The organism is Anoxybacillus sp. B2M1 (assembly GCF_001634265.1).
Taxonomy (GTDB): domain Bacteria; phylum Bacillota; class Bacilli; order Bacillales; family Anoxybacillaceae; genus Anoxybacteroides; species Anoxybacteroides rupiense.
Window position 1 is genome coordinate 134,512 of record NZ_CP015435.1, and the last position, 24,075, is coordinate 158,586.

The window sequence follows — 24,075 nt, forward strand, 5'->3', positions numbered from 1 at the left end:
AGTAACAAAGCATGAATGGTAGTAAATGAAGTGAGTGAGACGAGTAATAGGGTAGATGAGAATGAGCGAGTTTAGCTGAGGTGAGTGCATGTATGGGATGATTCTACCCAAAGACGCCACGTCTTTGGGTTTTCCTCATTTTATGCCTCATAAACCCTCATTCTCCATCCGAGTAAACGGAGGAGAGAAAAATGAAAAACTGCACATTAACCACTTTTTTGGAAGATTCCGCTGAATTTCGCACGATTCCGATTGTGCGCCGTTTTTTTGCTGATGTACTGGAACCATTGCAGCTCTTTGAAAATTTAAAAGATGAGGCCCATTTTTTACTGGAGAGCAAGGATGAACAATCGCCATGGTCGCGATATTCATTCATTGGGATTGACCCTTTTTTGAAAATTCAGAGCGAAACAGGCCAATCGTTTTTCGTTGTTGATGAGCATGGGAAAATCGCTACAACCCTCACATTAAAAGAAGCGTTTTTGCATGTGGAAAAGAAGCTGCGAGTAAAGCCGATTGAAACGGATATCCCGTTTGTCGGAGGGGCCGTTGGTTATTTAAGCTATGATTTTATTTCAACGATTGAAAAAGTGCCGTTGCATTCCCAACGCGATCTTGCAATGAAAATGGCTTATTTTGTAATTTGTCAATCACTGATTGTATTCGACCACATAAAGCGTGAAGTTGTATTGATTCATTATGTTCGTCTGCACGAGGACGATCATGAGCGAGAAAAACAAAAAAAGTATGAAGAAGGATTGAGAAGCATAGAAGCGTTGATGAAAAAGGCAACAGCTGGAATTCATCGGCCAATTTTACCACTTTTTGATGATGAAGAACTGCAGCGTATTTCTTTTAAACAACTATCGTCAACATATGATCGAGCTTCGTTTATGCGGGATGTCGAAGCGATCCAACGCTACATTGAAGCGGGGGACATTTTCCAAGCTGTGCTGTCGCAGCGTTTTACGATTCCCGTTCGCATCACTGGATTTCAATTATATCGCATGCTCAGAAAAATCAATCCGTCGCCATATATGTTTTATATTCAAACAGACGAAGAAGAAATTGTGGGAAGCTCGCCAGAAAAGCTAGTCCAAGTGCAACAGCGCCAAATTGAAATCCATCCGATTGCCGGAACGCGCCGGCGAGGAAGGTCGAAAGAAGAGGACGAAGCGTTAGCGCTTGAATTATTGAACGACCCAAAGGAACAGGCAGAGCATTATATGCTGGTAGATTTAGCAAGAAATGATATTGGAAAAGTGGCGAAATATGGAACAGTGAAGACGCCTGTGCTGATGGAGATCGGTAAATTTTCTCATGTTATGCATCTGATTTCGAAAGTAACAGGGGAGCTAAAAGACGGAGTTCATTCTATTGATGCCTTGCTGGCGTCATTTCCTGCTGGAACAGTAAGCGGGGCCCCAAAGGTCCGGGCCATGCAAATTTTAAATGAATTGGAACCAACGGCGCGCCACATATACGCCGGAACAATTGCTTATATCGGTTTTGATGGCAACATCGATTCTTGCATTGCCATTCGCACGGCGATGGTGAAAGACGGTTATGCTTATGTGCAGACTGGCGCCGGTGTCGTGGCTGACTCCATCCCCGAACGGGAGTGGAAGGAAACCCATAATAAAGCAAGTGCGCTAGTAAAATCCATCGAGCTGGCAGAAAAGGTGTTCACAAAAAGGGGGCGTTTATATGCTTAAACAGCTATTAGCCAAATGTATTGAGGGATATTCGCTAAGTGAACAAGAAGCGTATGATGCCATGATTGCCATTATGTCAGGTGAGGCAACAGAAAGTCAGATTGCCAGCTTTTTATCGATTTTGCGTTTGCGTGGTGAAACGGTCGATGAATTAACAGGATTAGCGCGTGGCATGCGCAGTCAAATGCTCCGCATTGAGTATGATGAGGAAGTCATTGATACATGCGGCACAGGGGGAGATGAAAAACGGACATTTAACATTTCTACAGCAGCGGCCATTATCGTTTCCTCCCTTGGGGTTAAGGTGGCCAAACATGGCAATCGAGCTGTATCATCGACGAGCGGCAGCGCTGACGTCTTGGAACAGCTTGGCATTCATATTCAAGGAACACCGCAGGAAGCGAAAGCAGCGCTAAAAACAAAAGGGCTCGCCTTTCTCTTTGCTCCCTTTTACCATGCGGCGATGAAGCATGCAGCAGTTCCACGTAAAGAAATCGGCTTTCGCACCGCATTTAATCTGCTTGGACCGCTTGCCAACCCTGCTGGATGCAAGCGACAAGTGATTGGCGTATATTCAACAGCATATGCTGAAAAATTGGCGGAAACATTGAAACGGCTCGGCTCCTCTCATGTTGTGCTGGTAACTGGCCGAGATGGATTGGATGAATGCAGCATCACCACTGAAACAGATATCGTTGAACTAAAGGATGGAAACATTCGCCGCTTTGTCGTGACTCCTGAGGAGTGCGGACTGCCTCGCGGAAGGCTCGAAGATATTCAAGTCTATAACGCTTCGCAGAGCGCAGCGCTTTTGCGGATGGTGATGGCAGGAACAGCGAATGAGAGCGCTGAGAATATTGTTTGTCTGAATGCAGGTGTCGCGCTTTATATTGCCCAAAAAGCCAGTACGATTCATGAAGGGGTCAAACTGGCAAAAGAAGCAATCAGAACGAAGCGGGCGCTTGCACAATTGCATCGTTTGCAAACGAGGGAGGTGGAAAATTATGCTTAAGCAAATTCTTGCTACAAAGCAAAATGAGATCGAACGAATAGAATTACCGCCTCGCTATCATTTTCCACGCTTTTCGCTGTGTACAGCACTTAAAAATGCGAAGCGATCCATAGGGATGATTGCTGAGGTGAAAAAAGCGTCTCCATCCAAAGGGATTATCCGGCCCAATTTCCAGCCTGTTGAGATTGCCAAAGCGTATGAACAAGCGGGAGTGGATGCCATTTCTGTTTTGACGGATCAAACTTATTTCCAAGGTCATTACCGATATTTAATCGAGATTAAAGAGACGGTCCGTCTTCCTGTGTTGCGTAAAGATTTTATCATTGATCGGCTGCAAATTGAAGAGAGTGCAAGAATCGGTGCCGATGCCATTTTATTAATTGGAGAAGCACTTTCACCAAAAAAACTGCATGAGCTCTATGAAGAGGCATATGAAAAAGGCTTGGAATGCTTAGTCGAAGTGCATAGCCGTCAAACGCTGGAAGCCATTTTAGAACGATTTACTCCAGAAATAGTGGGCATTAATAATCGAGATTTGCAGACATTTACGACCTCTTTAGACACAACAAAGAATTTGCTCCCGCATGTGCCTCCATCATGCGTGGTAGTCAGTGAAAGCGGCATTGCGAATGCCTATGATTTACAGCGGGTACGCGCATACGGCGCACATGCAGTGTTAGTAGGTGAATCGTTAATGAGACACGACGATGTGATGCAGGCTGTTGACGAGCTATACAAGGAGGTTAGAAGCGATGTCCGTCCTTCTTAAATATTGCGGGCATCAGTCCCTTTCCGATCTGCAAAAAGGGATCAAGAGCTGCGCGGATTATCTTGGGATTATTTTTGCCGAAAGCAAGCGAAAGGTCGATGCGCATGAAGCGGAAACATGGTTAAAGATGGTGGATTTAGGGAAGAAGCAGCTGGTTGGGGTGTTTGTAAACAGTTCAGCAGAGGACATTTATGCAGTCACAGAGCTGCTTCCTCTTTCTGTGATTCAATGTCATGGCACGGAAACGGTGGAGCAGATAGCAAAGATCAAAGCGGCAACGGATTTGCCTGTTTGGAAAGCGATTCATCATAGCGAAGAGGCGTTGAGTAAAATGAGACAATATGCAACAGTTGCTGACGGCTATATTGTTGACAGTCGAGTGAAAGGAGCGTGGGGCGGAACAGGCCTATCGTTTAACTGGGAAGCAATCCCCTTTTATTTGGAAGAAGCGAATCGCCAGGGAGTCCCGTGTTTCATTGCAGGCGGCATAACGCCAGATAATGTGGCCCAACTGCTTTCTTATCGCCCCCATGGTGTGGATATAAGCAGTGGTATCGAAGAAAACGGTAAAAAAAGTGCGCGAAAAATGATGGAGATTGAAAAGAGGGTGAAGCATGATGTACAAGGGACCAAATGAAAATGGGAGATTTGGGGAATTTGGCGGCAAGTTTGTTCCCGAAACGTTAATGCTCCCGCTTGAAGAAATAGAGAGAGAGCTTGAGAAAGCCATGGCGGATCCAGCGTTTCGAACGGAATATATGGATAGTTTGCAAGAGTATTCAGGGCGGCCGACATCGCTCACATTTGTTAAGAACCTTACTGAAAAATTCAATGGAGCGAAAATTTATTTGAAACGTGAGGACTTAAACCATACCGGTGCTCATAAAATTAACAATGCGATCGGACAGGCGCTTTTAGCAAAGCGAATGGGTAAAAAGAAACTGATTGCTGAAACTGGAGCGGGACAGCACGGAGTCGCTGCGGCCACTGTCGCCGCACGCTTTGGCATGGAATGCATCGTATTTATGGGCGAAGAAGATATCAAACGGCAAGAGTTAAATGTGTTTCGCATGAAACTCTTAGGAGCGGAAGTCGTGCCTGTTTTTAGCGGAAATCGAACATTGAAAGACGCGACCAATGAGGCCATCCGCTACTGGGTTCAGCATTGTGACGATCATTTTTACATGATCGGTTCGGTTGTCGGACCGCATCCTTATCCAAAAATGGTACGTGAATTCCAGCGCATTATCGGCGATGAAGCTAAACAGCAATTTTTAGAGCGTGAAGGAAAGCTTCCAGAAGTCGTCGTGGCGTGTGTAGGCGGAGGAAGTAATGCGATTGGCACGTTTTATCCGTTTTTAGACGACGAGGTTGCGCTTATTGGTGTGGAAGCAGCAGGAAAAGGCACGAACACCCCTTACCATGCCGCGACAATAACAAAAGGCACCAAAGGAGTGATTCATGGTTCACTCACCTATTTGTTGCAAGATGAATACGGACAAATACTGGAACCTTACTCCATTTCAGCTGGCCTTGACTATCCTGGAGTCGGTCCAGAACATGCTTACTTAGCAAGCATTGGGCGTGTGCAATACGAGAGTGTCACAGATGAGGAAGCGCTCCATGCCTTCCAGCTGCTTGCCAGAGAGGAAGGAATCATTCCAGCGATCGAATCTGCTCATGCTCTTGCTCATACGTTTAAACTCGTGACACACCTTCCGAAGGACAGCGCGGTGCTCGTATGCTTGTCAGGACGGGGCGATAAAGATGTGCAAGCCATTATGAATAGAGAGAAAGGGGGAGCTGACATTGCAGCTATCTCTAACCACTAAAACGATGTTTATTCCATTCATTATGGCCGGGGATCCGCATCCAGATATAACAGTGGATCTAGCGCTTGCTCTTCAAGAAGCTGGTGCCGATGTATTGGAGCTGGGAGTTCCTTATTCTGATCCGCTCGCAGACGGTCCCATCATTCAGCGGGCAGCATCAAGAGCGCTGAAGCACAAGATGAACTTACCAAAAGCGATTGAACTTGTGCCGGTGCTGCGAAAAAAAGGTGTGAAAATTCCTATTATTCTCTTTACCTATTACAATCCTGTGTTACAATTAGGAGAAGAATTCTTTTTTACTTTAGTGAAGGAAAATGGAGTCGACGGCGTCTTAATTCCTGATTTGCCATTTGAAGAAAGCGGACCGATTCGCAAGCTGAGCGCAGAGGCTGGTGTCGCCTGCATTTCGTTAGTAGCGCCAACATCCAAACAGCGAATCGAGAAAATTGCTTCCAGCGCACAAGGCTTTTTGTATTGTGTTTCGTCGCTTGGGGTAACCGGTGTACGAGATACGCTGCCTGATGAATTGGAATCATTTTTAATGGAAGTGAAGCAATACAGCCGGGTTCCGGTAGCGGTCGGCTTCGGAATTTCAACAAGCGAGCAGGTGAGCATGCTGAAAAACTATAGCGATGGTATCATCATTGGCAGCGCGCTTGTCCAAAAAATGGAACAGCTTGGGGATCGGCTGCTGCATGAAGAGACAAAACAGGAAGCGCTCAATGAATTTCAGCGGTACGCTCAAATGCTGACGGCGTCGTTGGGAAAACGCTGCACTCCTTAAATCAGCCAAAATTTGCAATGGGGTGAGAAGATGAAAATTAAAAATCAATTGCAAGGGCTGCCCCCTTATCAGCCAGGTAAATCGATGGAGGAAGTAAAGCAGCAATATGGACTAACGGATGTCATCAAGCTGGCCTCGAATGAAAATCCATATGGCAGTTCTCCAACTGTTAAAAAGGCGATTGTCGAGGTTTTGGATCAGCTTGAGCTGTATCCAGACGGTTACGCCCGCATTCTCCGGGAAGAAGTAGCACGGCATCTCGGAGTGAAAGAAACGCAACTTCTTTTTGGCAATGGTTCAGATGAAGTAATCCAAATTCTTTGCCGTGCTTTTCTGTCAGCGGAGACGAACACAGTGATGGCTGCTCCAACTTTTCCGCAATATCGCCATAACGCTGTAATTGAAGGAGCAGAAATTCGTGAAATTCCGCTTGTGGATGGATGTCATGACTTGCCGTCCATGCTTGCTGCGATTGATGAACAGACGCGCATTGTTTGGGTATGCAATCCGAATAACCCAACGGGCACGTATGTCGATGAGCAGCAGCTATCCGCCTTTTTACAACAAGTTCCAAAGCATGTGCTTGTCGTATTAGATGAAGCATACTATGAATATGTCACGGCGGAAGACTATCCAGAAACCGTACCGCTGTTAAATGAATATCACAATTTAATGATTTTGCGCACGTTTTCGAAAGCTTATGGATTAGCGAGCTTGCGCATTGGCTACGGCGTAGCAAACGAAGCGTTGATTCAGCAGGTTGAACCGGCCCGCGAGCCGTTTAATACATCGAGTGTTGCCCAAGCGGCAGCGCTGGCTGCTCTTAGTGACCAGACATTTATCCAGCAATGTGTTTCTAAAAATAAACAAGAGCTGGAAAAGTTTTATCGTTTCTGTCAGGAACATCGTCTATCTTATTACCCTTCCGAAACGAATTTCATTTTGATTGATTTCGGAATAGAGGGGAATCGTGTATTTCAATACTTATTAGAAAAAGGAATGATTGTGCGCTCTGGAAATGCGCTCGGATTTCCGACTTCCGTGCGGATTACCATCGGATCGGAGGAACAAAATCAAAAGCTTTTCCAAGTGCTTGGACAAATGTTGAAAGAAACGCAACTCGTTTGACAAAAGCCCGCTGCCTAGTTGCGCAGCGGGCATATGTGAAAGAAGAAGGTGAATTTGTTGAAAGGAACGGTCTTTGTCGTCGGCCTTGGGCTCATTGGAGGTTCGATGGCGCTTGCCATTAAAAAGGAGCATCCTGAGGCAACGATTGTCGGATTTGATATCAATGAAGATGAAATAAGGATGGCTCGCACACTGGCAGTCATTGATGAAGCGGCTGCTTCTGTTGAAGAAGGGATGAGCCGGGCTGATGTCATTATTTTAGCAACGCCAGTGATGCAGACTGAAAAAATTTTAACCGATATGCTGACATACCGTTTGCGTCCATCTGTGCTTGTAACGGATGTTGGCAGCACGAAGCAGCGGATTATCGAGCAGGCGAAGGCGTTGCTGGACCAAGGTGTGATGTTTATTGGCGGACACCCGATGGCAGGGTCCCATAAAAGCGGTGTAGTAGCGGCAAAAGCGCATTTGTTTGAAAATGCGTTTTATATTTTAACGCCGACAGAGGCGGTGCCGATGAGTGAAGTGGAGCGATTGAAGCAATGGTTGAAAGGAACGAAAGCGAACTTTGTCATTCTATCGCCAAACGACCATGATCGGATTACGGGAGTGATCAGCCATTTTCCGCATATTATTGCCGCGAGCCTTGTCCATCAGGCCCAGCAATATGAGAGCGAAGACGAGCTTGTCAGCAGGCTGGCGGCTGGCGGTTTTCGCGATATTACGCGCATCGCTTCAAGCAACCCGGAAATGTGGCGCGATATTCTGATACATAACAAAACTGAACTGCTATCGTTGTTTGATCGATGGCTTGCTGAGATGCATAGGATCCGCTCGCTTGTCGAGAAGGAAAAAAGCGAGGAAATCTATCGCTATTTTTTAGAAGCCAAACAATTTCGTGATGGATTGCCTGTAAGGACGAAAGGGGCAATACCGTCTTTTTATGATTTATATGTAGATGTTCCTGACTATCCAGGGGTTATTTCTGAGATTACTGGATATCTAGCACAAGAAAAGATTAGTATCACCAACATCCGCATTATTGAAACGAGGAAAGAAATTTACGGTGTGCTCCGTCTCAGCTTTCAAAGCGAAATGGATCGCGAAAAGGCAAAACAATGCATCCGTGCGCACACGAATTATGAAACATATGAAGGATGAGGAGGAACAACATGCAAGCATTAAGAACCAATGTTCAGTCCTTGCGGGGAACCATTGAAGTTCCTGGGGACAAATCCATCTCTCATCGAGCGGTTATGCTTGGAGCGATTGCTCGCGGCACAACGACGATTGCTCATTTTTTAACAGGTGAGGATTGTTTAAGTACGATTGATTGTTTTCGCAAAATGGGAGTCGATATTGCACAAAATGGGACGGATGTGGTGGTAAAAGGAAATGGAATAGCGGGGTTGTTGGAGCCGCAGGAAATTTTAAATGTCGGAAATTCAGGAACGACAACACGACTGTTGCTTGGTATTTTAGCGGGCTGCTCCTTTCATGCTTGCCTTATTGGCGATGAATCCATTGCGAAACGTCCGATGAAAAGAGTGACAGAACCGCTCCGCATGATGGGGGCCCGTATCGATGGAAGAGATGGCGGGAATTATACGCCTATTTCCATTCGCGGCGGAAGTTTACAGCCGATTCACTATACTTCTCCGGTTGCCAGCGCCCAAGTAAAGTCGGCCATTTTATTGGCGGGGCTCATGGCTGATGGTACGACAACAGTAACAGAGCCGATCAAGTCGCGTGATCATACAGAACGAATGGTGCGATTATTTGGCGGTGAAGTGATAACGAATGGGCTCAGCGTTTCTGTGACTGGAAAACAACAGCTGCGAGGAGCGGATATTTATGTTCCCGGCGATATCTCGTCAGCCGCCTTTTTCTTAGTCGCGGGCGCGATTGTGCCCAACAGCGAAATCGTTCTAAAAAATGTCGGATTGAATCCAACTCGAACAGGAATGATCGATGTGCTGCAGCAAATGGGGGCGGATTTAACCATTGAAAACATTCGCAATGAAGAAACGGAGCCGCTTGGCGACATTACCATTCGAACCTCTAAATTAAAAGCGGTGGAAATTGGCGGAGCGCTTATTCCGCGTTTAATCGATGAAATACCGATTATTGCTCTGTTGGCTACTCAAGCAGAAGGAACAACTGTCATTAAGGATGCAAGCGAGCTAAAAGTGAAAGAAACGAACCGGATCGATACGGTTGTGTCGGAATTGCGCAAGTTAGGCGCTGAAATTGAAGCGACAGAAGATGGAATGCGAATTCACGGAAAAACAGCATTGAAGGCGAAAGAAGCTATTGTCGACAGCTATGGAGACCATCGAATTGGCATGATGCTGGCGATCGCTGCTTGCATTACGGAAGGCACGGTGTCGCTCAAGCGCTCGGAAGCAATCGCTGTATCTTACCCGACGTTTTTTGAGCATTTGCAGGTGCTTTGCTAGTCAAAATAAGAAGAAGGGGATGAACCGCAAGAGAGCAAAACTTCCTTGATGGTGTCATCCTCTTTTCACATCATCCACCGAGAAGTTTCCCACCTCTTAACGGAGTGGAGGTGGTTCATTTGATATCATACGGCACAAAGCCTATGATTGAAATCAATCGATAGAGAGGAATCCGCTGATCATAAGGAGAGTCGCCGAGAAGCATTATATATTCTCGGTCTTTGTCCGCATTCGTATGGCTGGCCTCCAACCGCCGATTTTTCCGACGTTGTTCATTTTGTCTTCCATCCGCGTTGATCAATTGGTTTTTTCATAGATCATACAGGATTGTGTCCATGATTTTTTACGATTTTGCTAATGTTTGATCCATTCACGCATGGATTGTCTCTTCTTTGAAAAAATATTCATACGCGGTTCGATTCTCTCATAGCTTGTCATAAGGACAAGTGTGGGAGGAATGAAACCGTGCCATATATTATTGATCAAGCGAATATGATAAAAAATGGGCAGTTACAGCGCTGTTCCATTGTGGTTGATGGAAACCGCATTGATTACATAAGCCAACAGACAAAGGCTTATCGATGGATCCGCATGCCAGTGAACGAATTTTTATTGACACCTGGATATATCATGCTTGATTTCTCCTTTCAAACGCCACGTTCTTTTCCGGAATTTAAGGAATATATGCAGCAGCATTTCCTTTCTAAAGGATGTACATCACTGCTGGCTGTATGCGATGTTTTATATGAGCAACAACTGCCCAATGCGTTGCAAAAGCTGCGGCAAAGTTTGCTAAACAGCCCCATTGATTATTTCATCGGCGCCAAAATTCCTTTTCGTCTGTTAACCCCTTCCTTCATCAGAGCGTGCAAGCGATGGAAAGTTCCTGTTTTGTTTGTTGAGTTGCAGGGAGAGGAGCGCTTGGAAGAAACCCCATGGAGTTGGATGTACGAAGCGTTTGTATCGTATCCAGTAACACTTGTTCCTTATTGGATCACCAAAGACGCGACCAAGCGTCTACAAATGCGTTGGAAGGAGCTCCTATCTTCTTATCGCATTCCGTTTATTCCGTTTGCACTGCAAGAACGTACCCCTTTATCATTGGATGTGTTGAAAAAAATCGGCGTTTATCCGCACAAAGGAGATGTGCGTATTGGTGGCGAAGTAGATTATAATCTGTATGCTCGCACATTGCTGAGCGATTCAGTTGCCGAAACGGCGATTGTCGATTATGATAAACATATTCCGATGATTACGGTTCATAATGGAAGAATCGTGAGAGCGGGCAATCACTTGTTTTTTTATCCAGGATTTGGAAAAGAGCGAACGATTCGTGTACCGGGAATGTTTGCAGCCGATTTTTAAGTTTGTAGTAAGGAAGTGTCGGTTATGAAGCAGATGGAACAAATTCTTCAGCTTGTGGAAGGCGGAGAGGTGGAAAAGGCGCTGGCGCTTGTCCCGAAAGTAAAAGCTGAAGCAACGGATGAAGAAAAATATATGCTGGCAGAGCAGCTGTTTTCGTGGGGAATGGTCGATGAGGCTTGCGAAATAGCGGAAGAGCTTTCGTTCCGTTATCCAGAAGACGGTGAAATACAGCTGTTTTTAGCGGAAATCTATATGGAACTGGATGAAGAAGAGAAGGCGCTAGAAATATTGGCAGATGTGGACGAGCAGGATCCTCTGTTTCCGAGGGCATGCTTGCTGGCAGCCGATCTTTATCAAATGCAGGGGCTTGAGGAAGTTAGCGAGCAGAAGCTCAAAAAAGCATATGAGAAACTGCCGGATGAGCCTATTATTCAATTCGCACTTGCTGAGCTGTATTTTGCCAATGGGAACTATCAGCAGAGCATTCATTTTTACCGGAAAATCCTTGAGCAGGAGACAACGATAGCAGGCACTTTAATTTCGGAACGAGTGGCAGAGGCGTTTAGCTTGCTCGGAGAATTCGAACAGGCTTTGCCGTATTACGAGGAGGCTCTGCAGCAAAAAGTGGACAGCCATATATTGTTTGGCTACGGGTTTACCGCTTTTCAGGCCGAATATTATCAAACTGCCATTGAGAAACTAACACAGCTCAAAGAGCTTGATCAGGATTATGTCCCTCTTTACTTATATTTGGCTAAGTCATATGAACAGGAAGGCCAAATAAGCGAAGGCTACGAAATGGCCAAGGAAGGGTTGCAAATAGATGAATGGAACAAAGAACTGTTTTTATACGCCGGTAAGCTTGCTTTAAAGCTTGGAAAGGAAAATGAGGCAGAAACGTATATCCGAAAGGCCATTGAAATCGATACAGGATATATCGAAGCGTTTCTTACTTTGATGCATATGCTTCTGCATCAAGAGCGCTATGATGAGGTGCTTGCTTGCATTGAAGAGGCGATGGCGCAGGGAGAATATGATCCGCAAATGGAATGGATGCTGGCCCGTGCTAAACATAAGCTTGAGATGTATTCGGATGCATTAAACCATTATCAAGAGGCATATACTTTCTTTAAGAATGACGTTGATTTTCTTGAAGAATACGGTTATTTTCTTCTGGAAGAAGGAAATCGGGAACGTGCTAAAGAAGTATTTGAACAAATGGTGCGAATTGATCCGGTTCATACGGAAGCGCTGCACATGCTATGGCAGCTCGAAGAGTAAGGGGCTTGGGTGAACATAAACCTCTTTCTTGGAAAACAATAGAGGGGGAGGAGTAGGATGACAGTATCGGTGAACGAAAAAAAGGAGTTCATTCGTTGGTTTTTGAGCCACTACCAGTTAAAAAGGCGCGAGTGTGTATGGATTTTAAACTACTTAATGAGTCACGACCAGCTGATGCGCAGAGTGCATTTTGTGGAAAATGCCCAATATTGCCCGCGGGGAATGGTGATGTCGACTCATTGCGTTGACGATGTTCCGTTTCGCTTTTATAAAGAAAACGTCATGACGACAGATGCTGAAAAGTCATTTCATGATATTCGCCTTAACCGCGAAGAAGATATTTACATCCAGCTTAATTTTCGAGCTTCATTTCATTCGCCGCAATACGTTGCCGTGCTGGAAGAAAATCCGTATGCCCCAAAATATACACAAGTGAATGAAAAAGATCAAATACTTGCAGAGCAATTTTTAGAAAAATCGCTTTATAACTTTCAAAAAGAACGGCTGATGAAGCTTATTGATGAAGCGCTGGATCGTCAGGATGAACAGGAGTTCAAGCGATTGACAGACAAATTAAAACAGCTGTAAGCCTTGCGTGATGCAAGGTTTTTCTTTTTTGTGCAAGTATGGTATGTTGATAAAGAGGAATGGATAACCAAAAAGAGGGGAGAATAAAATTGTGAAGTGGACAGTAAGCGATGTGGATATGTATGAAAAAGAGAAGCAATATATTGATACAGCTTTGCTTCCTCTTGTCCAACTTACTTTATCCAATGCGACGAAAACAGCTGTTGCCGGCGGTGAATTTGTTCAGCTGCTTGCAAATGAAGTGGAGCGGCAGTTGAAGGGGCGTCTCTTCTTGCTTCCGCCATTTACATACTTTTTAACAGAAACGAAGGAAGAATGTGTGAAGCGGTTGAACGTTTGGACAGATGAACTAAAGAAAAGCGGCATGGCTCACGTCTTTTATTTAACAAGCGATCGGATGTGGAACGAAACAGAGCTTGGCGGCAAACTGTTTGTTTTGCCTTCTATTCCGTTCGAGCATATGGATGAGGTCTATCAGCAGCAAATGGTCCGCGAACAAACCTCCAAGCTGTTAAGCTCATTCATTTCGCATTGGACGTAGAGGGATTGATTTGTGAACGTTTTCATTGATGATCTTATTGACCTTGTCTCCATCTTGAGCTATCATTAGAATGTCCTAGTTTTATATGTGTTATAAGATTTTGTCCGGATGGACTTAATTTTACATAGAGGGGGGAAAATAATGAGCGAAAAGAAACACCGTGTATCAAGACGCCAGTTTTTAAACTACACGTTAACGGGAGTGGGCGGATTTATGGCTGCTGGTATTCTCATGCCAATGGTGCGGTTTGCGCTAGATCCGATTCTAAAAGAAGAAGAGGCGACAGAAATGGTGGCGGTGGCGCAAGTGAAAGACATCACAACAGAGCCGCAGCGCTTCGACTTTAAAGTCAAAGTGAAAGACGCATGGTATGAAGCGGACGAGCCAAAATCGGCATGGGTATACAAAGATGAAAAAGGTGATATCGTTGCTTTGTCTCCAATCTGTAAGCATCTTGGCTGTACCGTTAACTGGAATGGGGATGAGTCGAAACCAAATCATTTTTTCTGTCCATGCCACTACGGCCTTTATACAAAAGATGGTACAAACGTGCCTGGAACGCCGCCGTTGGCTCCGTTAGACCGTTACGAGTACAAGGTCAAGGATGGTAAATTGTTTTTAGGTAAAGCGAAACCACGAAAGGAGGCGTAATACGTGTTAAATAAAATTTATGACTGGGTGGACGAGCGGTTAGATATTACGCCTTTGTGGCGAGATATCGCTGACCATGAGGTGCCAGAGCATGTAAACCCAGCCCATCACTTTTCTGCATTCGTTTATTGTTTTGGAGGGCTCACATTTTTTGTTACGGTCATCCAAATTTTGTCGGGAATGTTTTTAACCATGTACTACGTTCCAGATATTAAGAATGCTTGGGAATCCGTGTATTATTTGCAAAATGAAGTAGCATTTGGTCAAATTGTGCGCGGAATGCATCACTGGGGAGCAAGCCTTGTCATTGTCATGATGTTTTTACATACATTGCGCGTCTTTTTCCAAGGGGCCTATAAAAAGCCTCGTGAGCTGAACTGGATTGTTGGCGTGCTCATCTTTATGGTCATGATGGGACTAGGCTTTACAGGATATTTACTTCCATGGGATATGAAAGCGCTATTTGCGACAAAGGTTGGTTTGCAAATTGCTGAGGCTACTCCGATTATTGGTCCGGCAGTGAAAACGCTATTAGCGGGTCATCCGGAAATTGTCGGTGCACAAACGTTGACGCGTTTCTTTGCAATCCATGTATTTTTCTTGCCAGCTGCATTGCTTGGATTAATGGCTGTACACTTTTTGATGATTCGCAAACAAGGAATCTCTGGTCCACTGTAAAATGTATGATTCATGGGTGAATCTATAAGATAAAGGAGGGAAACATGATATGCATCGCGGAAAAGGGATGAAATTCGTCGGCGATTCGCGTGTTTCTGCTGTGAGAAAACCGAATATTCCGAAGGATTATTCGGAATATCCAGGGAAAACAGAAGCGTTTTGGCCGAACTTCTTATTAAAGGAATGGATGGTTGGTGCGGTCTTTCTAGTTGGTTTTTTATGTTTAACGGTTGCCCATCCATCTCCGCTGGAACGGGTTGCTGACCCGACAGATACGTCATATGTTCCGCTTCCAGACTGGTATTTCTTGTTTCTATACCAATTGCTGAAGTACTCATATGCTTCAAGTGATTATACAGTCATTGGCGCGATCGTGATGCCAGGGCTTGCCTTTGGAGCATTATTGCTTGCGCCGTTTTTAGATCGCGGTCCGGAACGTCGTCCGTGGAAGCGACCTGTTGCGGTCGGTATGATGTTGTTAACGCTTGCAGCAATGGTTTACCTTACTTGGGAATCGGTCGTTACTCACGACTGGAAAAAAGCTGCGGAACAAGGAAAAATCCGTGCTGAAGTCGAAATCGACAAAAACGCGGACGGATATAAAATTGCCCAAGCAAATACATGTACAACTTGTCACGGTGAAAACCTTTCCGGAGGAGCGGCAGCGCCTTCGCTTGTCGGTACAGGGCTAACGCCAGAAGAAATTGCCAAAATTTCTAAAGAAGGTAAAGGCGGCATGCCTCCTGGGGTGTTCAAAGGAACAGATGAAGAATTGAAAAAGCTATCTGAATTTATTGCAGGATTGAAAGCAGAGTAGGATTAAAAGTGACAGGAAAAAAGCTGGCTACTATTAGTCAGCTTTTTTCTTTCATCTATATAATAAATACAATTTGATGGTTCAACACTTATCCGAAAGTGAGCGGATGATAACCGATTTCGACGGTCGGACGACCGAATAACACCGCTTTCTAGGCACATGAACTTGTCTGGAATGGCCAGCCGTTTGGGGCTTGGTCACGCCAAAGCGTGACGGCGGCAAGCCGCTAGCATGTTTCCAATCATCAAAGAAATTGGGGTTCTATTTTTTTCGTCGGCTATAACATATAAGCTTGCTATAGAAGAAAGGAGGTGGAACATGATACAGTGGTATCTTTTACTTGCGGCTCCCTCTGTTCTTTGGCTGCTGCTCGTGATCAACATTGCCGGAACTATTTACGGATATATATGGTATGGACCGCAGCTTGCGGAAACACCAAGCCGATTTTTATTATTTGTCCCTGACAGCCCTACCGCTAGTTTGTTTTTTGTTTTTGTCTTGCTTGCGTTTATATTAAAAAGAAATTGGCCATTATTAGAAGCTCTGGCGATGGTGACTCTATTGAAGTACGGAATTTGGGCGGTCGTTATGAACATCCTTGTCTGGAAAGTGACTGGAACGCTTGGATGGCAAGGATGGATGCTTATTTTCTCTCACGGAGCAATGGCCATTCAAGGCTTGCTGTATGCCCCGTTCTATCGAATGAAGGTGCGGCATTTAGCTTTTGCTGCTATATGGACTCTACATAATGATGTGATCGATTATGTGTTTCAGATGCTGCCTCGTTACAGCATGCTTGAACAGTATATCCCGCAAATCGGCTATTTTACTTTCTGGCTAAGCATGATTTCTATTGCCGTTGCTTATGTATTGGGAATAAAAGAAGGTCGTCTACAAATTTCGCTCAAATAATGGTCTAACCTTGTCCAGCCTCTCATACATTGTAGTAGTTAGCGGAGGAGGGACAAGAATGAGGCGAATGGCAGTCATATGGATCATTATGATCCTTTGTGCATTTCCGTCAGCTGTCTTTGCTACACATCATGATGAATGGCAAAGGCTTGATAAAATTTCAGATCAGGCATTGCAGCTTGCTAAAAATAAGCGTTTTGAAGAAGCGAAGGACGTGTTGAATTATTTTTCTGATGAATTTTTAAAGTTAAATGCACGCGATCGCCTTAAATCGATGGATGAATTGCGTGCCATCACCATCACGCATGAAAATGCGTTAAAAGCCATTACCGCTTCCACATTGCCGGCGGAAGACCGAATTGATCAAGTGGTGCAGTTTCGTCTTGTAATCGATGCTGTTCATTCCAATTATCAGCCGCTTTGGGCGGAAATGGAATCTTCGATTATGGGGGCATTTCAGGAAATTGAAACAGCGATTGAGAACGGGGATGAGCAGCAGTTTCAAACGGTGCTACAGCAATTTTTGCATCAATATGAAATCATTGAGCCAAGCGTAAAAATTGATGTGGAGCCTGCCTGGGCCAAAAAGGCAGATCAAGACATTGAACAGCTCCAAAGCCCGAGCTTTCATGCCCTTGACAAAGCCAAGCAGCAGGAGCAGCTTGCGCAAATGAGGCAAGATCTTGCGGCATTGTTTAATCATATGAAAAAGGATGAAGCAGATTCTTCCTTATTGTGGGTGATGATTTCTACGGGAGGAATGATTATATTGACATTAACCTATGTCGGGTTTCGCAAATATCGTGGAGAAAAGCAAAAAGCTCGCTCACATGAGGAACAATAAAAAAGGCTGAGGTCGAATCTCAGCCTTTTTGCTTGGCAGACCGGCCTTATGCTTTTGCTCTTAATCGTTTTGAATGGGCTGCTTATTTTCATCGAGGGTAAATCCCTCACCGAGTACATCATGCACATCTGTCACGGCGACAAAAGCATGGGGATCTACGGAAATAATGACATTTTTAAGGCGCGGTAATTCATTTTTGGCTACTACGCAATAAAGCACATCTCGTTCTCTTTTGGTATAGGAGCCGCGTCCTTTTAAAACGGTTACACCACGCTCCATTTCTGTTAAAATTTTGGCAGCGATTTCTTCGCTCTTTTCAGAAATAATGGTCGCTCCTTTTGCAGCATAACCGCCTTCCTGCATAAAATCAATGACGCGGGCGCCAATAAAGACGGCAACTAGCGTGTACATGGCCTCGCGGTATGAAAGGTATAAAAGCGACAATGTAATGACAACCGCATCAAAAGCAAACATGGTTTTTCCCATGCTAATTCCGCGATATTTGTAGAGAAGCCTTGCAATAATATCGACGCCCCCGGTTGTTCCGCCATAGCGAAAGATGATCCCAAGCCCGATTCCGACAAAAACGCCAGCAAACAAGGCTGCGAGCGTTAAATCATGCTTTAGCGGCATCTTGATTGCATAATGTTGAAAAATCCATAGAAATAAGGATAAGCTGACGGTCCCGATCATGGTATAAAAAAAGGAATGGCGTCCGAGCAGCTTCCAGCCGATAAAAAAAAGCGGGATGTTCAGCAGCAAATTCGTGAGGGAGGGATCGATGCCGAACAAGAAATAAAGGAGAAGCGTGATGCCTGTTACTCCTCCTTCCGCTAGATTATTTTGCATATTAAAATGAACGAGTCCAAATGCGAAAATAGCCGCGCCAAGTAAAATAAATAAGACATTTTTAATTTTCAGTCCAAAAACCATATGACACCTCCGCATAGTAATGATAGGCCGGCGATCTCAGTCATTAATTATAAATTATAGTGGAAGAGGAGGACTTGAGCAACGAAACGCAAAAATATTTGTCAAAATGGCTGCTTTTAGCTAACATGAAAGCATGAAAGGTGGGAATCAACGATATGTCGGAAAAAACGATCCAGCAATTGCAGAAGGAAGTTGATGATTATATTGGCCAATTTAAAGAAGGCTACTTCAGCCCGCTTGCCATGCTGGCTAGGTTGACTGAGGAATTAGGGGAATTAGCGAGAGAAGTCAACCATTATTATGGAGAAAAGCCAAAGAAAAAATCAGAAACCGAAAAGACGATCGAAGAGGAGCTTGGCGATTTATTATTTGTCTTGATTTGCTTTGCGAACTCCCTTCAAATTGATTTAGAAAAAGCGCATGATATGGTGATGGAAAAGTTTCAGACAAGAGATCAAAACAGATGGACAAGAAAGGAAGAGAAAGAGTGAATAATCCAATTAAAGTAGCAGTGGCAGGCCCGCGAGGACGGATGGGACGGGAAGCGGTAGCGCTTGTGCATCATGCGGAGAATTTTCAGCTTGTGGCGGTGATTGACCGCATCCATGATGGAAAGGACTTAGCAGAGGTAGATGGTTTTAACGGCATTCATGCGCCAGTGTATACGGATATTGAACGCTGCTTTCAAGAGACAAAGCCGGATGTTTTAGTTGATTTAACGACTCCGGAAACGGGCAAGCGCCATACTGAGATCGCGCTTCGCTATGGGGTTCGTCCCGTAGTGGGAACGACAGGGTTTAGTCAAGAAGAGATTGAGCAATTAACAAAGCTGGCGGAAGAAAAAGAAATGGGCGCGATTATTGCACCGAATTTTGCAGTGGGTGCCATTTTAATGATGAAGTTTGCTCAAATGGCCGCCAAATATTTTACTGATGTTGAAATTATTGAGCTGCACCATGACCAAAAGCTTGATGCTCCGTCTGGAACAGCTGTAAAAACAGCACAGCTTATTTCGGCGGTGCGACCAACTAAAAAGCAAGGGCATCCTGATGAAAAAGAGACGCTTAAAGGTGCTAGAGGAGCCTCTTATGACGGGATTCCGATTCACAGTGTCCGCCTGCCGGGGTTGATTGCGCATCAAGAAGTCATTTTCGGCGGAAATGGACAATCATTAACCATTCGTCATGATTCGTTTCATCGCGGGTCATTTATGTCTGGAGTCAAGCTATCAATCGAAACCGTGATGAAGCTGCAAACGCTTGTGTATGGCTTAGAGCATATTATTGAATAGCGGGGGTGTCAGCGTGAAAATTGCCTTAATCGCGCATGATAAAAAAAAGGCGGATATGATTCAGTTTGCGACAGCTTATCAAACGATTTTAGCAAAGCATGAGCTGTATGCAACGGGAACAACGGGTTTGCGCATTATGGAGGCCACCGGTTTGCCTATCCATCGGTTTTGTTCGGGACCGTTAGGCGGGGATCAAGAGATTGGCGCTATGGTTGCACGCAATGAAATCGATATGATATTGTTTTTCCGTGATCCTTTAACCGCCCAGCCTCATGAGCCGGACGTCAGTGCTCTGCTTCGGTTATGCGATGTCTATAATGTGCCGCTGGCCACTAATATGGGGACGGCCGAAATTTTAATTAGAGGACTTGAGCGTGGCGACTTCCAATGGCGGACTATTATTCATGAGAGAAAAGGTGACGAAAATGGAGCGTGAGCAACTTGATATACTAGCATTTGGCGCTCATCCAGATGATGTGGAAATCGGGATGGGGGGAACGATCGCCAAATATGCGAAGCAAGGGTGTCGAATCGGCATTTGCGATTTAACCTTGGCAGAGCTGTCGTCTAACGGAACTGTAGAGCTGCGGCAAAAAGAAGCGCAAAAAGCAGCTGAGCTGCTCGGAGTTGCGGCAAGAATCAATCTTCATCTGCCCGATCGGGGCTTATATAAAACAGAAGAAGCTATTCGCTGTATTGCCGCTGTTATTCGCCAATATCGTCCACGAGCCATCTTTGCACCGTATTGGGTAGATCGTCATCCCGATCATGGAAATTGTGCTTTTCTTGTCGAAGAAGCGATGTTTTCAGCTGGGATTCGCCGTTATGAGGCAGGAGGGCTGCCGGCACATCGTGTTTCATCGCTTTATTACTACATGATTAATAGTTATGAACGGCCACATTTTGTTGTTGATATTAGCCATACGATGGAAACAAAGCTGGCGAGCCTGAAAGCTTATGCAAGTCAATTTCAAAAAACAGCTCAGTCGATTGATACGCCGTTAACCAATGGCTATATCGAAACCGTTGAAAGCCGCGAGCGGTTATGGGGAAAGCAAGTCGGAGTGCTGTTTGCCGAAGGATTTATGACGAAACAGCCGCTCGTCATTTCAAATGATTTGCTAGGAGAGAAACAATGAAGCTAAAAATAGGAATTGTCTGTTACCCAACGGTTGGCGGATCCGGTGTTGTCGCCACAGAATTGGGAAAATTGCTGGCGGAAAAAGGACATGAAATTCATTTTATTTCTTCAAGCATGCCCTTTCGTTTAAATAAAGTATATTGCAATATTTATTATCATGAAGTAACAGTCAATCAGTATTCCGTGTTTCAGTATCCGCCATATGATTTGGCATTAGCAAGTAAAATTGCTGAAGTAGCCAAACGGGAAAAGCTGGATGTGCTGCATGTTCATTATGCGATTCCGCATGCGGTTTGTGCGGTATTAGCCAAGCAAATGGTTGGATACGATGTGAAAATTGTGACGACGCTTCACGGGACGGATATTACTGTTCTCGGATATGATCCGTCGTTAAGCGATATGATAAAATTTGGAATTGAACAATCGGATCTGGTTACGGCTGTGTCAAATGCGCTTGTTAAGCAAACTTACGAGCTGCTTGATGTTCAAAAGGATATTCATACCATTTATAATTTTGTGGATGAACGCGTATATCATAAAAAAGATGTTAAGCATTTAAAACAACAATATGGAATAACAGAACAAGAAAAGGTCATTATTCATGTGTCCAATTTTCGCAAGGTGAAGCGTGTTCAAGATGTTGTGCATGCCTTTCTGCATGTTCGCAGCCAAATTCCTGCTAAGCTATTGCTTGTTGGTGATGGACCAGAAATGACCGTTGTGTGCAGATTAGTGAGGCAACTAGGATTAACAGAAGACGTTCTTTTCTTAGGAAAACAAGAAAATTTAGAAGAACTTTATTCGATGAGTGATGTCAAATGGCTTTTATCGGAAAAAGAAAGCTTTGGACTTGTTTTGCTTGAAGCAATGGCTTGCGGAGTTCCGTGTGTGGGCACAAACATTGGCGGCATCCCTGAAGTGATTGAAGATGGCAAGACAGGGTTTCTATGCGAGCTTGGCAATATCGAAGAAGTAGCTGAAAAAACGCTACAAATGTTGACAAACGAAGATTTGCATACATATATGGCTGAACAAGCGCTTAAAGCTGTTTATGAAAAATTTCATTCGCAGCACATCTTACAGCAATACGAAGATGTTTATTTTTCGTTGATAAAAGAGGTGAAGCGATGAAAGAACCGTTTCAACGCGCGCTTGGCATTATTCGTAAACTGAAGCAACATGGATATGAAGCTTATTTCGTCGGCGGTGCGGTTCGCGACTATTTGCTAAATCGTCCGCTTGGCGACATTGATATTGCCACATCCGCTCTTCCCGAAGAAGTGATCAAGCTTTTTCCAAAAACGATTCCCGTTGGTTTAAAGCATGGAACCGTTGTTGTGTTAAACGACGGTATTCCATATGAAGTGACAACCTTTCGAACGGAAGGTACGTATGAAGATTATCGTCGTCCCGAGTCTGTGACATTTGTCCGTTCCCTGCGCGAAGACTTGCAAAGGCGCGACTTTACGATGAATGCCATTGCGATGGACGATCATGGAACACTATACGATCCGTTTCATGGACAGCGGGCGATTTCTGCTAAAATCATTTGTACCGTTGGAAAGGCGAGCGAGCGTTTTTCTGAAGATGCTCTTCGCATGATGCGGGCGATTCGGTTTGTCAGTCAGCTCGGTTTTGCGTTAGAAACGGAGACGAAGCAGGCGATTATTGAACATGCTTCGCTGTTGGCGCATATTTCGGTGGAAAGAATAACAGCCGAGTTTGAGAAATTGATGGCGGGCTCATTTGCAAAGAAGGCTTTCTCACTGTTAGAGGAAACAGGATTATATGTGTATTTGCCGGGACTTCGTGAAAAAAAAGAGCCATTAAAAAAGTTGGCGCAATATGATTGGAAAGCGTTGTCCTCTTCGATGGAGCGCTGGGGATTTTTGTGCTATTTGCTGTTAAGCGATCAAGAATCTTCCGCTTTTTTGCGACTTTGGAAGCTGCCTAACCGGCTAATGAAGGATGTGCAACATATTTTGCGCATTCTGCCCCTCATTCGCTCACATGATGATTGGAAAAAAGAGCAGTTGTATGAGTTTGGGCTTGATTATGCTTTAGCGGCAGAAACCATTCGTTCCCTTATTGATATGGAAGATGCTTATAGCAATCGCCAACGGCTCGTCTCGCTCTTTGCTCAATTGCCTATTAAAAGCAGAAGTGATTTAGCTATTACCGGAAAAGATATCATGGGATGGATGGGACGTCCGGGCGGTCCGTGGCTGGCAAATATGCTGAAGAAAGTGGAGCAGGCGGTGATTCAAGGAAAAGTAGAAAATGACAAAGAGCGGATAAAGGAGTGGCTCATTTCATGCAATCTGACACAAGAAAAAAATTGCTAGAATTATTTTCTGAGGCCAATGGTGATTTTATTTCCGGACAAAAAATCAGCGATATTCTCGGCTGTTCCAGAACCGCCGTTTGGAAGCATATTGAAGATTTGCGGAAGGAAGGATTTGAGCTTGAAGCGGTGCGCCGCCTTGGATACAGAATTGTGAGTACGCCTGACAAAATTACAGCCAATGAAATCCGCCTTGGTTTAAAAACAGAGGTGTTTGGACAAACGATTTATTTTGAAGAAGAAGTGACCTCTACACAAAAAATGGCTCATCAGTTGGCACATGAAGGAGCAAAAGAGGGGACGATTGTTGTCGCTGAATTGCAGACGGCAGGGCGCGGCCGAATGGATCGAAAATGGTTTTCGCCAAAAGGGACAGGAATTTGGATGAGCTTAATTTTAAGACCGCCGATTCCGCCGCAAAAGACGCCACAGTTGACGTTGCTGACAGCTGTCGCTATTGTCCAAGCTATTCAGGAAGTGACAGGGCTTGTTCCTGATATTAAATGGCCGAATGATATTTTAATCAACGGCAAAAAATGTGTCGGCATTTTAACGGAGCTGCAGGCTGATCCTGATCGCGTTCATTCTGTTACGATTGGAATGGGAGTGAACGTCAATCATGAACGCGATCAATTTCCTGAAGATCTTCGCGGCATTGCCACATCATTGGCGATTGAAAAGGGAGAAAAAATAAAACGAGCTCGTCTCATCCAGGAAGTACTATTAAAAATGGAAACATTGTATCGGCAATATTTGCAGCATGGCTTTTTGCCGATCAAGCTGCTATGGGAAGGATACGCTATAAGCATTGGTAAAGAAATTACCGCTCGCACCTTGAACGGAACGATCCGCGGTTTCGCGCGCGGCATTACAGATGAAGGCGTATTAATCCTGGAAGACCATGATGGAACGATTCATCACATTCATTCCGCCGATATTTCATTGTAGCAAAAGTGTTCGAATTTTGTTAAAATATAGATGGATGTACAA

At 44.7% G+C, this 24,075-nt stretch carries 26 protein-coding genes; 25 read left to right on the forward strand and 1 reads right to left on the reverse strand.

The annotated features are described in order from the left end of the window. Positions 1–191: 191 nt before the first annotated feature. The 18 genes from trpE (at position 192) to ypjB (ending at position 17,376) form a co-directional block, all read left to right on the forward strand. Positions 192–1,715, forward strand: coding sequence for an anthranilate synthase component I (gene trpE, locus GFC28_RS00750; protein ID WP_044742258.1), 1,524 nt, complete (start codon positions 192–194; stop codon positions 1,713–1,715). Then, positions 1,708–2,727 (forward strand): anthranilate phosphoribosyltransferase, encoded by a 1,020-nt coding sequence (gene trpD / locus GFC28_RS00755; RefSeq protein ID WP_044742259.1) that lies wholly within the window; start codon positions 1,708–1,710, stop codon positions 2,725–2,727. The genes trpE and trpD overlap by 8 nt, the downstream gene beginning before the upstream one ends. After that, on the forward strand, positions 2,720–3,496 hold the full coding sequence (gene trpC / locus GFC28_RS00760; protein ID WP_044742260.1) for an indole-3-glycerol phosphate synthase TrpC: 777 nt from the start codon (positions 2,720–2,722) through the stop codon (positions 3,494–3,496). The genes trpD and trpC overlap by 8 nt, the downstream gene beginning before the upstream one ends. Next, complete coding sequence (locus tag GFC28_RS00765; RefSeq protein ID WP_044742261.1) at positions 3,480–4,133, forward strand: phosphoribosylanthranilate isomerase; 654 nt, start codon at positions 3,480–3,482, stop codon at positions 4,131–4,133. Before trpC ends, GFC28_RS00765 begins: the two co-directional genes overlap by 17 nt. Continuing rightward, positions 4,114–5,328, forward strand: coding sequence for a tryptophan synthase subunit beta (gene trpB, locus GFC28_RS00770; protein ID WP_044742318.1), 1,215 nt, complete (start codon positions 4,114–4,116; stop codon positions 5,326–5,328). The genes GFC28_RS00765 and trpB overlap by 20 nt, the downstream gene beginning before the upstream one ends. Before the next feature lie 4 nt (positions 5,329–5,332). Continuing rightward, positions 5,333–6,112: a tryptophan synthase subunit alpha gene (gene trpA / locus GFC28_RS00775; RefSeq protein WP_044742319.1), complete on the forward strand. Its 780-nt coding sequence runs from the start codon at positions 5,333–5,335 to the stop codon at positions 6,110–6,112. Positions 6,113–6,142: 30 nt separating this feature from the next. Then, positions 6,143–7,240, forward strand: coding sequence for a histidinol-phosphate transaminase (gene hisC / locus GFC28_RS00780; protein ID WP_044742262.1), 1,098 nt, complete (start codon positions 6,143–6,145; stop codon positions 7,238–7,240). Between the two features lie 57 nt (positions 7,241–7,297). Continuing rightward, positions 7,298–8,401, forward strand: a complete 1,104-nt coding sequence (locus tag GFC28_RS00785) for a prephenate dehydrogenase (RefSeq protein ID WP_044742263.1) — start codon at positions 7,298–7,300, stop codon at positions 8,399–8,401. 11 nt (positions 8,402–8,412) lie between these two features. Beyond that, on the forward strand, positions 8,413–9,699 hold the full coding sequence (gene aroA / locus GFC28_RS00790) for a 3-phosphoshikimate 1-carboxyvinyltransferase (protein WP_044742264.1): 1,287 nt from the start codon (positions 8,413–8,415) through the stop codon (positions 9,697–9,699). A 465-nt stretch (positions 9,700–10,164) separates the two neighbouring features. Then, positions 10,165–11,064, forward strand: a complete 900-nt coding sequence (locus GFC28_RS00800) for a hypothetical protein (RefSeq protein ID WP_044742266.1) — start codon at positions 10,165–10,167, stop codon at positions 11,062–11,064. 24 nt (positions 11,065–11,088) lie between these two features. Further along, a complete protein-coding gene (locus GFC28_RS00805) occupies positions 11,089–12,345 on the forward strand; it encodes a tetratricopeptide repeat protein (RefSeq protein ID WP_044742267.1) in 1,257 nt (418 codons plus the stop codon). 57 nt (positions 12,346–12,402) lie between these two features. Then, on the forward strand, positions 12,403–12,933 hold the full coding sequence (locus GFC28_RS00810; protein ID WP_044742268.1) for a ReoY family proteolytic degradation factor: 531 nt from the start codon (positions 12,403–12,405) through the stop codon (positions 12,931–12,933). A 91-nt stretch (positions 12,934–13,024) separates the two neighbouring features. Continuing rightward, positions 13,025–13,474 (forward strand): YpiF family protein, encoded by a 450-nt coding sequence (locus GFC28_RS00815; protein ID WP_044742269.1) that lies wholly within the window; start codon positions 13,025–13,027, stop codon positions 13,472–13,474. Between the two features lie 141 nt (positions 13,475–13,615). After that, positions 13,616–14,125 (forward strand): Rieske (2Fe-2S) protein, encoded by a 510-nt coding sequence (locus tag GFC28_RS00820; RefSeq protein ID WP_044742270.1) that lies wholly within the window; start codon positions 13,616–13,618, stop codon positions 14,123–14,125. 3 nt (positions 14,126–14,128) lie between these two features. Further along, a complete protein-coding gene (gene qcrB / locus GFC28_RS00825) occupies positions 14,129–14,803 on the forward strand; it encodes a menaquinol-cytochrome c reductase cytochrome b subunit (RefSeq protein ID WP_044742271.1) in 675 nt (224 codons plus the stop codon). Between the two features lie 49 nt (positions 14,804–14,852). Next, positions 14,853–15,620 carry a menaquinol-cytochrome c reductase cytochrome b/c subunit gene (locus tag GFC28_RS00830; RefSeq protein WP_044742272.1) on the forward strand — a complete coding sequence of 256 codons (768 nt, stop codon included), beginning with the start codon at positions 14,853–14,855 and terminating at the stop codon, positions 15,618–15,620. A 318-nt stretch (positions 15,621–15,938) separates the two neighbouring features. Beyond that, positions 15,939–16,532, forward strand: a complete 594-nt coding sequence (locus GFC28_RS00835; protein WP_044742273.1) for a lipoprotein heptaprenylglyceryl N-acetyltransferase LhaT — start codon at positions 15,939–15,941, stop codon at positions 16,530–16,532. Between the two features lie 58 nt (positions 16,533–16,590). Then, positions 16,591–17,376 (forward strand): sporulation protein YpjB, encoded by a 786-nt coding sequence (ypjB, locus tag GFC28_RS00840; protein ID WP_044742274.1) that lies wholly within the window; start codon positions 16,591–16,593, stop codon positions 17,374–17,376. A gap of 60 nt (positions 17,377–17,436) precedes the next feature. Here ypjB and GFC28_RS00845 read toward each other — a convergent pair whose 3' ends face one another. Further along, positions 17,437–18,309 (reverse strand): YitT family protein, encoded by an 873-nt coding sequence (locus tag GFC28_RS00845; RefSeq protein WP_044742275.1) that lies wholly within the window; start codon positions 18,307–18,309, stop codon positions 17,437–17,439. A 155-nt stretch (positions 18,310–18,464) separates the two neighbouring features. Here GFC28_RS00845 and GFC28_RS00850 point away from each other — a divergent pair, with 155 nt between their 5' ends. The 7 genes from GFC28_RS00850 to GFC28_RS00880 are packed head-to-tail and all read left to right on the forward strand — an operon-like array spanning position 18,465 to position 24,033. Continuing rightward, positions 18,465–18,800: a nucleotide pyrophosphohydrolase gene (locus tag GFC28_RS00850; protein ID WP_044742276.1), complete on the forward strand. Its 336-nt coding sequence runs from the start codon at positions 18,465–18,467 to the stop codon at positions 18,798–18,800. After that, positions 18,773–19,600, forward strand: a complete 828-nt coding sequence (dapB, locus tag GFC28_RS00855) for a 4-hydroxy-tetrahydrodipicolinate reductase (protein WP_044742277.1) — start codon at positions 18,773–18,775, stop codon at positions 19,598–19,600. The genes GFC28_RS00850 and dapB overlap by 28 nt, the downstream gene beginning before the upstream one ends. A gap of 13 nt (positions 19,601–19,613) precedes the next feature. Continuing rightward, positions 19,614–20,036, forward strand: coding sequence for a methylglyoxal synthase (mgsA, locus tag GFC28_RS00860; protein WP_044742278.1), 423 nt, complete (start codon positions 19,614–19,616; stop codon positions 20,034–20,036). Next, complete coding sequence (gene bshB1, locus GFC28_RS00865; protein WP_044742279.1) at positions 20,026–20,739, forward strand: bacillithiol biosynthesis deacetylase BshB1; 714 nt, start codon at positions 20,026–20,028, stop codon at positions 20,737–20,739. The genes mgsA and bshB1 overlap by 11 nt, the downstream gene beginning before the upstream one ends. Next, positions 20,736–21,872 (forward strand): N-acetyl-alpha-D-glucosaminyl L-malate synthase BshA, encoded by a 1,137-nt coding sequence (gene bshA, locus GFC28_RS00870; protein ID WP_044742280.1) that lies wholly within the window; start codon positions 20,736–20,738, stop codon positions 21,870–21,872. Before bshB1 ends, bshA begins: the two co-directional genes overlap by 4 nt. Continuing rightward, positions 21,869–23,086, forward strand: a complete 1,218-nt coding sequence (locus GFC28_RS00875; protein WP_044742281.1) for a CCA tRNA nucleotidyltransferase — start codon at positions 21,869–21,871, stop codon at positions 23,084–23,086. The genes bshA and GFC28_RS00875 overlap by 4 nt, the downstream gene beginning before the upstream one ends. After that, on the forward strand, positions 23,044–24,033 hold the full coding sequence (locus GFC28_RS00880; RefSeq protein WP_044742282.1) for a bifunctional biotin--[acetyl-CoA-carboxylase] synthetase/biotin operon repressor: 990 nt from the start codon (positions 23,044–23,046) through the stop codon (positions 24,031–24,033). Before GFC28_RS00875 ends, GFC28_RS00880 begins: the two co-directional genes overlap by 43 nt. The last annotated feature ends 42 nt before the right edge of the window (positions 24,034–24,075 follow it).